The organism is Kitasatospora humi, assembly GCF_020907985.1.
GTDB lineage: Bacteria > Actinomycetota > Actinomycetes > Streptomycetales > Streptomycetaceae > Kitasatospora > Kitasatospora humi.
The window spans coordinates 96,430-109,758 of sequence record NZ_JAJJPA010000001.1 but is presented as its reverse complement, the minus strand read 5'-3'; the positions used below and the strand labels follow the sequence as shown (position 1 = coordinate 109,758).

Here is a 13,329-nt window from a genome sequence, read left to right as displayed (position 1 = left end):
GGGGGCGGGATGCGGCAGAGTTCACCGGTCGTTCGTCGGCCTGCCGCCGATGGCACCCCTGCTGGGCACCGGTGCCCCGGTCAGCCGGTCCGGTTGTCCGCTCAGCGGGCGGACGGGGGCGCGATCCGGCCTGACTTTACCGTTGCTTGACGGGAGGTCAGGGAGTCGGCGGCCGACGGGCCGGGCATCGACTGAGGGTGGCCTGGACCGTTGGAGGCACGGCGAACTGTTCTTCGGACTTTTCCGGCGTGTTCACCAGTCCTGTCAAGGGTCCGAAATGACTATAGCTTCATCAGCTCTCCACACGATGGGATACCGGGGCCGACCCAGCGTCGGCCCGACCCTCCATCCAAAAGGAGTTCCATGGGCACCTCCCCCGCCACCGCGGGCTCCCGACGCTCCCTGAGCACCAAGGCCATGGCCATGCTCGCCGTCGGGGCCACCGCTCTGACCACCGGCCTGGTCAGCGCCCAGAGCGCGGCCGCAGCCACGAGCTTCCCGCACGTGGCCTTCAAGCTCCACCCCGCCTCCGAAGGCCAGATCAACGCGACGGCGCGCCCCACGCCGCTCAGCACCAGCGACTGCGTGACCCAGATCGGCATCCACTGCTACTCGCCGCTGCAGTACCGCGCCGCGTACGACCTGAACCCGCTGTACCAGCAGGGCATCACCGGCAAGGGCCGGACGATCGTCATCGTCGACTCCTACGGGTCGCCGACGATCCAGCACGACCTGGAGACCTTCGACAAGCAGTGGGGCATCCAGGACACCAAGGTCGACGTCGTCAAGTGGGGCAACGTTCCCGCCTTCGACCCGACCAACTCGGACATGACCAGCTGGGCCGGTGAGACCACCCTCGACGTCGAGTACGCCCACGCGATCGCCCCGGACGCCCACATCGTCCTGGTCGAGACGCCGGTCGCCGAGACCGAGGGCGTCACCGGCCTGCCGGAGATGATGGACGCCGAGAAGTCCCTGATCGACAAGGGCATCGGCGACGTCATCACGCAGAGCTTCGGCGCCACCGAGAACACCTTCCCGGGCTTCGACAAGGGCGACTACAAGTCCCTCACCGACCTGCGCTACGCGTTCAAGGACGCCGCCGCGCACAACGTGACGGTGCTCGCCTCCTCCGGCGACGCCGGCGTGACCGACTCGGACCTGAACAACAACCTGTACCCGTACAAGGTCAACTCCTGGCCGTCCGCCGACCCGCTGGTCACCAGCGTCGGCGGCACCCAGCTGACCCTGGACAACAACGGCAACCGCACCGCGGCCGACAAGGTCTGGCACGACGCGTACGGCGCCGGCGGCGGTGGCGTCTCGGCCGTCTTCGACCGGCCGTGGTACCAGGCCGGCGTGGCCAACGTGGTCGGCCAGCACCGCGGCACCCCGGACATCAGCATGAGCGCCGCGGTCGACGGCGCGGCCTGGACCTACGAGTCCTACGTCCCGGCCCAGGCCGGCTGGCACCTGACCGGTGGCACCAGCGAGGCGTCGCCGCTCTTCTCCGGCGTGGTCGCGCTCGCCGACCAGGCCGCCGGCCACCGCCTCGGCCAGCTCAACTGGCGGCTCTACGGCATGTCGATGCTGCCCTCCAACTGGAGCGGCATCACCGACGTGACCGCCGGTGACAACGGCTGGAACAACGTCCAGGGCTACCAGGCCAGCAAGGGCTACGACCTCGCCTCCGGGCTGGGCACGGTGGACGCCGCCAAGTTCGTCCACATGCTCGCGGGGCGCTGAGCCGGCCCTGACGGGTGACCGCCCCGGCGGCGCTCACGGGTGACCGCCCGGCGGCGGACCCCGAGCGACCGCCGGCCGGGAGACCGCCAAGGCGACCGGGGGGCACTCGCGGCGACACGCCGCGCGTGCCCCCTTCCGCGTGCGCGGCGGCGCATGTCACGCCTACCGTTGCTCGTCGGTCCAGTGGATGACCCCCGCTCCGGTGCGGAGCGGGCCCATCGAAGGGACGACGACTGCGATGACCACGATCCTGGTGACCGGCGGCACCGGCACGCTCGGCAGGCTCGTCACCGAACGGCTGCGCGCGGACGGGCACGACGTGCGCGTGCTGAGCCGAAGCTCCCACCCCTACGCCGTCGACCTGCGCGAGGGAGCGGGGTTGGCGGAGGCGGTCGCGGGCGTGGACACGATCGTGCACTGCGCCAGCTCACCGCGCGGCGGAGACGAGCAGGCGGCCCGCCATCTGATCGACGCGGCGCGCGCCGCCGGGGTGCGGCACCTGGTGTACATCTCGATCGTCGGAATCGACCGGGTGCCGCTCGGGTACTACCGGACCAAGCTCGCCGTCGAGAAGCTCATCGAGGGTTCCGGCCTCGGCTGGACCACGCTGCGCACGACGCAGTTCCACGACCTGGTCCGGCAACTCCTCGATGCCTTCGCCAAGTTGCCGGTCATGCTGCTCCCGGTCGGAATCACCGACCAGCCGATCGCGGCGTCGGAAGTCGCCGCCCGCCTGGCCGAACTGGCAACCGGCGCGCCTGCGGGGAGGGTTCCCGACATGGGCGGCCCCGAGGTCCGCACGCTGGCGCAGCTGGCCCGAACCTACCTGCGCGTGACCGGTCGCCGCCGCGCCGTGCTGAACGTGCCGCTGGCCGGGGCGACTTACCGCCGCATCCGGGAGGGCGGGCTGCTGGCACCGGACCGTGCGGTGGGCCGGATCACGTTCGAGCAGTACCTGACCGAGCGCGTGCACAGCGGGAGTTGACGCCCCGACGGCTACCCGTCCCGGCAGCGCGACCGCAGGGGCGGGCGAGCCGCTTGGCGCCGGTGACGGGAGTGGGCCGCGTGGGTGCCGGTCCCTGGGCGGAGACGCGTGAGGTGCCGCGCCCGGGCGGGACGCGGGAGCCCGGTGCCGTCACGCGCCTGCCTGTTGGGCCAGCTTCGCCGCGTAGCGCTCGGTCGAGCGGAGCTTGCGGCCGTCGGCGCCGGGCACCTTCGCTCGCAGCTCCAGGATCCTGGGCGCGAGTTCGAGCGCCAGTGCGGGGTCGCCGATGGCTCGCCAGCAGGCCTCCGCATTGGTGGTCACCTGCTGGGTCTCCTGGGCCTCGGGCCCGTCGGCGATCAGCAACACCATGGCGATCTCCCGGTACAGCTCCGCCGCTCCCACCAGGTCGCCCGCCAACCTGGCCAGGTGCGCGAGGACTTGACGGATCATCAGCACGGGAGGGGCGATCGGTCCGTGCGTCGCCACTGCTTGCTTCTCCAGGACGAGCGCGAGCTCCACCGCTTGATCATGGTCGTTGGCCTCGGCCATCGCGACGATCCGACCCAGCGCCTCGCGGTAGTCGGCCGGCGGTGCGTCGGGTTCCGGGGATGCTGCCGGAGCCTCGCCCTGGGCGGCCGTGGGCCCGGTTCCTGGTTCGCGGGCCGGCTCGGGTTCACTGGCCGGCTCGGGGTCACCGGCGGGCCCGGCGTCGCGGGCGGGCTGCTGGACGGAGTCCTGGGCCTGGACCTGCGTCCGGGCCTGCGTCTGGGCCTGCGTCCGGGCCTGGGCCTGCGGTTGCCCGGCGGCCGCGTCCTGCGGTGCCGGGTCAACGGTCTCCTGCTGGTCAAGCACTTGCTTCGCCAGCGACACACCCTCACCGCCGGTCGTCGCCGAGTCGCCGGGCGCCGCCGAGTCGGCGGCCGCGTGCTGACCGAGCGCTTGTTCCGCCGGAAGCTCCCCGGTCGGCAACCCGTCCCCGCCCTTGAGCAGGGACACCGGCCGAGTGGTCCGCACCGTCGCGGGCACACCGGGCTTGAGCAGCGACACCGGGCCCCGCTGGGCGGCGGTCCGCTGGCGCGGCACGGCACCGCCACCCGTCCCGGCCACCGCTCCGCCGGCCACGCCCGTCGCAGCGGCACCGGCCCCGCCCGCCACTGCGCCACCACCGGGCACCTGCACCGCAGCCGCCGAGCCAGCCGGACCGGCCGACGGACCATGGGGACCGGCCGAGCCGGCCGGACCCGTCGGCGCGGCAGCCACCGGCGCGGCCGTGGGCACGCTCTGCTGCCGGGCCGTGTTCTTGAAGACCGGCCGGTCCGGCGGATAGGCCGCCAGCACCAGCGCATCGGGCCGGAGCACCGAGTGCACCTGGGCACGCAGTTGCTCCGGTGCCAGGGTCGGGCCGGCGCCGGGCCGACCGCCGTGCAGGCACTCGATCAGCGCCCGGGTGAAGGTGCCGATCTGCTCCGGATCGGGCGCGACCACGGCCCAGAGCGGCACCCCCTCGGTGAACTGGGGGCTCTGCACCAGCGGCCAGGCGGCCTGCTCGGCGCTGAGGTCCGCGATCACCAGGGTGTCCCAGTCCGCAGGCCGGGCACGCAGCTCGCCGAGGATCGCCGACCAGGCCAGCCCGTCACTCCGGCCGGTGCCGGTCTTGGCGTCACGCAGCGTCAGTTGGAGCCCGGCGCCGCGCTTGTCCGCGACCAGGTGACCGCCGAGGTGCACCAGGAGCGGGCCCGGGTGGCGGGCGGCGGCCCGCAGGTGGGCGAAGACCGTCTGCGGATCACCGGCCGAAGGCAGGTGGACGGCGTCCACGGCTTCGGCGGCGAGCAGGATCTGCGGCGCGACCGCCGCCAGCATCGCGGAGAGCACCGGCCCCTGGCCACCCGAGCCGCTCCGGCCCCAGCCGCGCCGGCTTCCGTAACCGCCCTCGACGGCGAGGATCCGTCCGCGAAGCCCGCCGCCGACCACCGCCCCGGCCCCGTCGGCGGCCGTAGCGCCCGCCTGTGCCCTGGCCAGCGCGGCGACGTCGGCCAGCGGCACATCCGTGGTCCAGCCCGTGGAGACCGCGGGCGCACCGGCCGGGTCCGCCTCGTCCGAGCCGCCGGTGCTGGAGGCCCGTGCGGCCGCGCCGGCCGTGGGAGTGTCCGCGGGTGCCGCCTCGGTCACCGCTGCGGTGGGCCCGCCCGCTGACGCGCCGCCAGCCGCCGTTCCGGTCTCCCCCGCGGACGGGGCGTCGGGCTTCGGTCCGTCCGCACTCGGCACCGCACGCAGCACCGCCGTGGCCCGGGGCTGCGGCACGGCGCGCAGCACCGCCGTGGCCTGCGGCGCACCGCCCGGCCCGGTGGTGCCTGCCGCCGAGCCCGCTCCGGCCGCCTGGCGGATGGCCTCGGCCTCCTGCTCCTCGCCCCACGGCAGCCCGGCGGCCAGGGCCCTCGCCTTGGCGTCCGCCAGGCCCCGGTACTCCTCGGGCACGGCGTCCTCGACCACCGGCGCACCCGGCACCACCGGCGGCATGGGGGGCATCGGTGGCAGTGGTGGCAGCGCGCCGTTCCGCCCGCCCGGCGCCACGGCGTCGGTCGGCACCCCAGCAGTCCCAACGGTCGTTCCACTGTCCGCCAACGCCGGTCACCACCCCGCCCGCCACCCAGGGCGCCTCGGTCCACCGGGCCGCAGCCCTCGCGGCCGCGCCCCCTTCCGCGCCACCTTAAAGGGTTTGCACACCAGGGTTCCAGGCGCCTCGTGCACTGCTCAGCCCCGGGGAGCCCGGCAGCGGCCTCAGTACCTTTGCAGTAACCGAGGGGTCCCGGCCTAGCGTTCGACGCGCCGGCACTCACCCGAGGAACGAGGAGCACGTCATGAACGGGAACGCGGTACGGCGGATCGCGGTGTTCGGAGCGGGCGGCGGGGCCGGGCGACGGGCGGTCGCCGAGGCGGTGAGCCGGGGGCACGCGGTGACGGCGGTGGTCCCGAACCCTGCGACCTACCCGGGGCCGGCAGCCGACGGGGTCGTGGTGGTGGCGGGCGACGTGACCGATCAGGCCTCGGTGGCGGCACTGACGGCCGGTCACGATGCGGTGATCAGTGCGGTCCACCGTCCCGGCGTGCCGGCGGACGAGTTCTTCCCCGCGGCCGCGCGGGCCCTCACCGCCGGGCTGGCGGTGTCCCGGGTGCGCCGGCTGGTGGCGGTCGGCATTGGCACCGCGCTCGATGCGGCGCCGGGCGTGCCGCTGCACGACACCGAGGGTTTTCCGGCCGAGTACCGGGCTTTCTCGATCGGCCATGCGGCCGAACTGGCCGTGTGGCAGCAGGCGCCCGAGACCCTGGATTGGGTGGTGCTGGCTCCGCCGCCCACCTTGCTGGACGCGGACGGCGAGCGCACCGGCCGCTATCGCACCGGTGGAACGGGCCTGTTGGAGCTGCCCGCCGACGCCCCGCCGTTCCGCTACGCCGACCTGGCGGTCGCCCTGGTGGACGAGGCAGAGGCGCCCCGGCACCACCGCGCGCTGGTCGCGGTCGCCCACGGATGACGGACGACGACGGCCTCAGGGACGGGATTCGTACAGCACCGTGTGGAACAGTCCCGCCTCCTCCAGACCTGCCGGGTCCTCGCCCAGGGCCCGGACGGCGGCGACGGCGTACCGCTGCTCACGCTCGTCGGTGAACCGGCGCTGCGGGTACGTTCGGGTGGTGTCGGCCGTGGTCCGCAGACCATGGGCGGCGAGGGTCTCCGCGATCGGTGCGAACGGCACCGTGCGCAGCCAGAACGCGCTCACCCACACCGGGCGTTCGGCCCGGCTCAGCAGTGCGTCGAAGGTCCGCTCGGTGATGTAGCTGCCGCCGCCGGTCATGGTGATCAGGCCGACGTCGGCCAGTGCGGAGCTCAGCCGGGGGCCGGGCGGCTGCTCTTCGAGGTTGTCGGTGCAGCCCAGATCCAGCAGGCCGACCGCCTGGGCGTACCGCACCGCTCGGGCCGCGATGTCCAGGCCGATCACCGGGTAGGCGTCCGGGCGCCGCCGCTGCTCGTAGAACTCCTTGTCCCAGGCGGCCAGTTCGACCGTCGACAGTTGCCGGGCGCGGCGGCTGGTGTAGTGCTCGTACAGCTCGGCCATGGTCAGGTCGTGGTTGAGCAGCGCGGCATTGATGCCGTACGAGCAGCACACGTCCAGGACCGCCGGCCGTCGCGCGCCTGCGTCACCGGCGCTGCCGCGCAGCTCCGCCGCCCGGCGGAAGACCGGCTGCGCGTGCTGCGGGATCTCGTAGCCCAGCGGCTCGAGCCGGGTGAAGTACGCCCGTGGATCGGCCTGGTCGTAGATGTCCTCGAACCGGGCCTTGCCGCCGGGCCCTCCCCCGGCGTTCGGCCGGGAAGCTCCCCCACCCGGACCCGGTACCTCATCGTGAACGCTCATACGGCCACTCCCGAACGATCCATTCCTCCATCTCTACCACCGCAGCGGCTCCCGCAGGGACATGACACCCGAATCCGCACCCGGGTCGGCACCGGGGCGAACGGCGGTGGGGCCGGGCGAACGCTGGTGGCGGCAGCGTGACCAGGGCCGGGCGAGCGGCGGTGGCTCGAAACCGCAGGGTGCGGAATCCGCGCTTCCGACTTCCTGCTTGACTGGGCGCCGGCCCGACCGTTCGGACGGGCCGGCTCGCCCCCGTTCCCGAGCAGGCACCGTTCCCCCCAGCCACCGGCCCCAGCACGCACAGGCACGAGAAGGATCCATGCACTCCCTGCAACCGCTGCTCTCCGCGTTCGTCCCCATCTGGATCCTGACCGCGATCGGCTACCTGGTCAGCCGCACCGGACTGCTCGGCGACCAGGCCGAACCGGTGCTCGGCCGGTTCGTCTTCCACGTGGCCATGCCGGCGGCCCTGTTCACCATGCTCGCCAAGGCCCCGCTGCACAGCTTCGCCAACCCCTCGATGGTGGCGTTCGCCGCGGGCACGGTGGCGGCGAGCCTGCTGGGCTGGGCGGCGGCGCGGTGGCTCTTCGGGCGCCGGCCGGCCGACCAGGCGATCGCCGGGATGGCCGCGGGCTACGTCAACTCGGCCAACCTCGGGATACCGGTGGCGGTCCAGGTGCTGGGTGACGCCTCGTTCGTCGGCCCGGTCCTGCTCTTCCAGGTGCTGCTCGTGACGCCGGTGATCCTGGGCGCGCTGGACGCCGGCACCGATCAGGGCACCGGCACCAGCCGGCTGCTCCGGATGGTCCGTTTGCCGCTGCGCAACCCGATCATCCTGGCCTCCGCGCTGGGCGTCCTCTGCTCGGCGACCGGGTTCCGGCTACCCGGAGCGCTCGGCCACTCCTGCGAACTGCTCGGTGCCGCCGGGGTGCCGACCGCGCTGGTCACCCTGGGCATGTCGCTGCACGCCCGTCCGGTCCCCGAGCGGGCGCCGCAGGCCCCCACCCACCGCGCCGAGGTCGGGCTCGCCGTCCTCGCCAAGAACCTGGTGCAGCCACTGGTCGCCTTCGCCGTCGGCAGCCTGCTGCTGCACCTCACCGCCCACCAGTTGCTCGCGGTGGTGGTCTGCTCGGCCCTGCCGACCGCGCAGAACGTCTTCATCTACGCCCGGCAGTACGGGCTGAGCACCGCGCTGCCCCGGGACTCGGTGCTCTTCTCCACGCTGCTGTCGATGGTCACCCTCTCCACCGTGGACTGGGCCCTGGCCACCACCCACTGAACGCCCCCCAAGAGCCGCGGCCCGTCCCCGGGCTCCCGGTCTGACCTGCGTCGTTGTCCGGAGTTGATTGTCCGGCGGGCCTGGGCCCGCTGATCAATCCCGGGCCGGGCTAGAAACGGGGGCATGGAGTTCGGAATCCTCGGTCCGCTGCTGGTCAGCGACGAACACGGTGAGCGCCCGGTCGCCGCGCCCAAGCAGCGGGTGCTGCTGGCCGCGCTGCTGCTGCGCCGCGGCCAGGTGACCTCCACCGAGAGGCTCGCCGACTGCGTCTGGGACGGCGAGCCGCCGCGCAGCGCCAGGTCGGCCCTGCAGAACAGCGTGATGCGGCTGCGGGCCGGCCTCGGCGCGGCCGGTGCCCGCCTGCAGACCCACGCCGGCGGCTACCTGCTCGACGCGGCGCCCGAGGAGTTCGATCTGCACCGCTTCACCGAGCTGCACCGCCGCGGAGCGGCCGCCCTCGACCACCGCGACGACGAGCAGGCGGTCGAGCTGCTGGACGCCGCGCTGGCGGTCTGGCGCGGCGACGCCCTGCTGGACGTGCCCTCCGACCGGCTCCAGCGCGAGCAGGCGGAACGGCTCGCCGACCACCGCTTGCAGGCGATGGAGGGGAGGGTGACGGCCGAGCTGCGGCTGCGCCGCCGCTCCATGGTCGCCGAGCTGTACGCACTGACCGCCGCCCATCCGGGCCGGGAGCGGTTCTGGGCGCAGCTGATGACCGCGCTCTACCAGGAGGGCCGGCAGGCCGAGGCGCTGGCCGTCTACCAGCGGGTGCGCCGTGCGCTGGACGAGGAGCTCGGGGTGCTCCCGGGCGCCGAGCTGCGCGGGCTGCACCAGCGGATCCTGCGCGCGGACCTCGAGCCTCCGCTGGCGGACGGGCCACGGCCTGGTGACCGGCACCGCCCCGCCCCGCGCCCGGCAGCACCGGCCCACCCCGTCACCCCGCCGGCCCCGTCCCACCCCGCCACCCCGCCGGCCCCGGCCCACCCCGTCACCCCGCCGCCCCCGGCCCAGCTCGCCACCCCGCTGGCCGACTTCACCGGCCGGGTCACCGAGCTGGCCGAGCTGACCCGGTTGCTCACCGTCCGGCGGGGCACCGGCATCCGCGCCACCGTGCTGTCGGGTCCGGCCGGCAGCGGCAAGCGGACGTTGGCGGGGCAGGCGGCGCGGGCGGCGCAGCGGGCGTTCCCGGACGGCGTGCTCCGCGCCGACCTGCGGGGCAGTCGTACCGATCCGGCCACCCCGCACGAGGTGCTGGCCGCCTTCCTGACCGCGCTCGGCGTGCCGGCCGACCGGCTGCCTGCGGCGGGCGCCGACCGGGCCGCGCTGTTCCGCGGCATGGTGGCCGGGCGCCGCCTGCTGGTGGTGCTGGAGGACGCCCACAACGCGGCGCAGGTGCGCCCGCTGCTGCCCACCGACGCGGCGGGCGCGGCGCTGGTGACGGCTCGGTGCCGGCTGCCCGAGTTGGTGGGCGCCGTGCCCATGGCGCTCGGCCCGCTGCCGCTGCCCGATGCGGTGACCTTCCTGCGCCGGGCCGTGGACGCACGGCAACTGGTGGGCGATCCGGCGTGGCCGGGCGAGCCGACGGACGACCCGGCGGCCCTGGCCGAGTTGGCGGCGCTCTGCGACGGCCTGCCGCTGGCGCTGCGGATCTGTGCGCTGCGGTTGGCGACCCGGCCGGGCTGGACGGTGCGCCGGCTGGTGGACCGCCTGGTCGACCCGGAGCGGCGGCTCGACGAACTGCGGATCGGCGAACTGGACTTGCGGGCCGCCTTCGCCGGCACCCTGCGGGGGCTGGACCAGGCGACGGCGACGGCGTTCGGTCGGTTGGCGCTGCCCGGGCCGGCCACGGTCGGCACCCGGACCGCCGCCGAGGCGCTGGGCAGTTCCGCCTCCCACGCCGAGCACCTGCTGGAGCGGCTGGTCGACGCGCACCTGCTGACCAGCCGCACCCCGGGCCGGTACCGCTACCCCGCGCTGCTGCACCTCTTCGCGCGCGAGTACGCCCGGCAGCAGGGGGGTGCCGGGGGACGGCCGGGCCGGCAGCTCTGCACCACCCGGCGCTGCTGACGGGCCGTCCGTCAGTCCGCCTCCGTCGGCGCCGGGTGCACCCAGTGGTTGCTGCGGATCAGGCGTCCGGCGAACTCGACCCGGCGTTCCCCGAGCAGGCGGAACCCGGTCGCTCGGCAAATGCCGTTCGACGGGCCGTTGGTGACGGCGGGAAAGGCGTGCACCGCGCCCCAGCGTCGGTCGGCGGCGGCCTGGTCGAGCAGCTCGCGGACCGCCGACTTGGCCAGCCCGCACCCCTGGTAGCGTGGCAGCACCATCCAGCCGATCTCACTGATGAGCGCGCCCCCGGTCCCGGCGCCCGCGTGGGAGTCCTGTGGAGAGTCCTGGTGGGACCAGAGTGCGACAGTCCCCGCCGTACTACCGGCCACGTCGATCATCTTGATCCATGCGCGACCTGACGCCACGTCGGAAACGTCCCGTTCGAGCTTGGCGGCCATTCCCTCCACCGGCAGCGGGCCGCCGAGCTCGGCCATCATCACCGGGTCGCAGCGCATCGCCAGATAGGCGTCGAGATCCCGGAGTTCAACGTCCCGTAGCCGAATCCTCATTTTCCCGCTCCCTGTTCAACTACTGGTAAGACATGAGCACTTCACGTCACATCGGCTCTGTGCATTACTAGGTCTACGCGCGTTGTCCCGTCTTGAGCTCAGCATGCCCGAACATGCCCCACCATGCCCGTACATGTCAGTCAGGAGCATCTGGATGAGCGTCACCCGCCGTCTGCTGACCATCGTCGCAGCAGGCGCCACCTCCCTCGCCGCGGTCCTCGTGCCGACCGCCGCCGCCCACGCCGCCGCGGGCACCTACTCCCTGGTCGTACTCCCGGACCAGGGCGAGAGCGCCATCTACAACTTCGTCAACTCCGCCACCAAGTCGATCGACGTCACCATCTACGAGCTTCGTGACACCACGCTCGTCAACGACCTGATCGCCAAGCACAAAGCCGGCGTCACGGTCAGAGTGATCATGGACGGCAAGCAGACCTCGGTCAACGGCGCCGCCTACAGCGCCCTGCAGTCCGCCGGCGTCGGGGTGACCTACTCCTCCACCACGTTCGTCTACACGCACCAGAAGACGATCACCGTCGACGGCAACAAGTCCTACATCAGCACGGGCAACTTCGACACCACGTACTACTCGACCTCCCGCGACTACGGCGTCTTCGACACCGACAGCGCCGATGTCGCCGCGATCGAGGCCGTGTTCAACGCGGACTACGCCAAGACCTCGATCACCCCCTCCGACGGCGACAACCTCGTCTGGTCGCCCACCGACTCGCAGACCCAGCTGCTGAACCTGGTCAACGGTGCGCAGCACAGCCTCGATGTCGAGGAGGAGGAGTTCGGCGACACCGCCCTGGTCAACGCGGTCGTCGCGGACGCCCAACGCGGCGTCGCGGTCAGGGTCGTCGCCGAGAACGAGAACAGCACCTACACCAGTGAGCTGAACCAGGTCACCGCTGCCGGCGGCAAGGTGACCACCTACACCAGCTCCACCGGCTACTACATCCACGCCAAGGCGATCGTGGCCGACTACGGCACGTCGACCGCCAAGGCCTTCGCGGGTTCGGAGAACTTCTCCGACAACTCCCTCAACCACAACCGCGAGTTGGGCATCATCCTCAGCGACTCGGGCGTGGTCGGCGGACTCGAATCGGCCATCACCGCTGACTTCAACCACACCGCGGGCAGCGGCAGCGGCACCGTCACGGTCACCACCCCGGGCAACCAGAGCGGCACCGTCGGCACCGCCGCGAGCCTGCAGATCAGCGCCAGCGACACGGCCACCGGCACCCTGAGCTACTCGGCGAGCGGCCTGCCCGCCGGCCTGTCGATCAACTCCAGCACCGGCCTGATCAGCGGCACCCCGACCACCGCCGGCACCTCCAACGTGACCGTCACCGCCACCGACTCCACCGGTCCGACCGGCAGCACCACCTTCACCTGGACCATCAGCGGCGGGGGCGGCAACACCGTCACGGTGACCAACCCCGGCAACCAGACCGGCACCGTCGGCACCGCGGCCAGCGTGCAGATCACGGCCGGCGACTCCGCCGGCGGCCAGACGCTGAGCTACTCGGCCACCGGCCTGCCCGCCGGCCTGTCGATCAACTCCAGCACCGGCCTGATCAGCGGCACCCCGACCACCGCCGGCACCTCCAACGTGACCGTCACCGCCAAGGACACCACCAACGCCAGCGGTTCCGCCGGATTCACCTGGACCGTCAACCCGAGCTCCGGCGGCGGCTGCACCGCGTCCCAGCTGCTCGGCAACCCGGGCTTCGAAACCGGCACCGCCTCGCCGTGGACCGCGTCCTCCGGCGTGATCAGCGACTCCGCGTCCGAGCCCGCCCACTCCGGCTCCTGGGACGCCTGGCTGGACGGCTACGGCACCGCCACCACCGACACCCTGGCGCAGACCGTCACCCTGCCGACCGGCTGCACCAATGAGAACTTCAGCTACTGGCTGCACATCGACACCGCCGAGACCTCGACCACCACGGCCTACGACACCCTCAAGGTCCAGGTGCTCAACAGCTCCGGCACCGTGCTCGGCACCCTGGCCAGCTACTCCAACCTGAACGCCAACTCCGGCTACGCCCAGCACACCCTGAACCTGTCCGCCTACGCCGGCCAGACGGTCACCCTCAAGTTCACCGGCACCGAGGACAGCGAGTACCAGACCAGCTTCGTCATCGACGACACCGCCGTCAACGTGAGTTGATCACCGTGTAGTCAGCGCCGAGGCCCCCGGTTCGCCCGCCGAACCGGGGGCCTCACGCCGCGCCGAGCCGGACGGCCGGCCATGCGCGCTCTGCGACCGACCACCGAAAGCGGCGCCTA

9 protein-coding genes are annotated in these 13,329 nt (G+C 73.1%); 6 read left to right on the top strand and 3 right to left on the bottom strand.

Annotation, left to right across the window (positions count from 1 at the left end):
- Window positions 1–363 precede the first annotated feature (363 nt).
- Together LN042_RS00510 and LN042_RS00505 are read left to right on the top strand one after the other, a co-directional pair.
- Window positions 364–1,746 carry a S53 family peptidase gene (locus LN042_RS00510; RefSeq protein WP_230047706.1) on the top strand — a complete coding sequence of 461 codons (1,383 nt, stop codon included), beginning with the start codon at window positions 364–366 and terminating at the stop codon, window positions 1,744–1,746.
- A 238-nt stretch (window positions 1,747–1,984) separates the two neighbouring features.
- Window positions 1,985–2,731, top strand: a complete 747-nt coding sequence (locus LN042_RS00505; protein WP_230047705.1) for an SDR family oxidoreductase — start codon at window positions 1,985–1,987, stop codon at window positions 2,729–2,731.
- A 150-nt stretch (window positions 2,732–2,881) separates the two neighbouring features.
- Here the strand turns inward: LN042_RS00505 and LN042_RS00500 are convergent, their stop codons facing one another.
- On the bottom strand, window positions 2,882–5,257 hold the full coding sequence (locus tag LN042_RS00500) for a hypothetical protein (protein ID WP_230047704.1): 2,376 nt from the start codon (window positions 5,255–5,257) through the stop codon (window positions 2,882–2,884).
- A gap of 332 nt (window positions 5,258–5,589) precedes the next feature.
- Here LN042_RS00500 and LN042_RS00495 point away from each other — a divergent pair, with 332 nt between their 5' ends.
- Window positions 5,590–6,261: an NAD(P)-dependent oxidoreductase gene (locus LN042_RS00495; RefSeq protein ID WP_230047703.1), complete on the top strand. Its 672-nt coding sequence runs from the start codon at window positions 5,590–5,592 to the stop codon at window positions 6,259–6,261.
- A 15-nt stretch (window positions 6,262–6,276) separates the two neighbouring features.
- On the opposite strand, the gene LN042_RS00490 is transcribed toward LN042_RS00495, so the two are convergent.
- Complete coding sequence (locus LN042_RS00490; protein WP_230047702.1) at window positions 6,277–7,140, bottom strand: hypothetical protein; 864 nt, start codon at window positions 7,138–7,140, stop codon at window positions 6,277–6,279.
- 319 nt (window positions 7,141–7,459) lie between these two features.
- On the opposite strand from LN042_RS00490, the gene LN042_RS00485 reads away from it, so the two are divergent.
- Window positions 7,460–8,419 carry an AEC family transporter gene (locus tag LN042_RS00485; protein ID WP_230047701.1) on the top strand — a complete coding sequence of 320 codons (960 nt, stop codon included), beginning with the start codon at window positions 7,460–7,462 and terminating at the stop codon, window positions 8,417–8,419.
- 123 nt (window positions 8,420–8,542) lie between these two features.
- Window positions 8,543–10,486, top strand: coding sequence for an AfsR/SARP family transcriptional regulator (locus LN042_RS00480; RefSeq protein ID WP_230047700.1), 1,944 nt, complete (start codon window positions 8,543–8,545; stop codon window positions 10,484–10,486).
- A gap of 11 nt (window positions 10,487–10,497) precedes the next feature.
- Here LN042_RS00480 and LN042_RS00475 read toward each other — a convergent pair whose 3' ends face one another.
- Complete coding sequence (locus LN042_RS00475; RefSeq protein WP_230048066.1) at window positions 10,498–11,028, bottom strand: GNAT family N-acetyltransferase; 531 nt, start codon at window positions 11,026–11,028, stop codon at window positions 10,498–10,500.
- A gap of 160 nt (window positions 11,029–11,188) precedes the next feature.
- Here LN042_RS00475 and LN042_RS00470 point away from each other — a divergent pair, with 160 nt between their 5' ends.
- Window positions 11,189–13,210 carry a putative Ig domain-containing protein gene (locus tag LN042_RS00470; RefSeq protein ID WP_230047699.1) on the top strand — a complete coding sequence of 674 codons (2,022 nt, stop codon included), beginning with the start codon at window positions 11,189–11,191 and terminating at the stop codon, window positions 13,208–13,210.
- Window positions 13,211–13,329 lie beyond the last annotated feature (119 nt).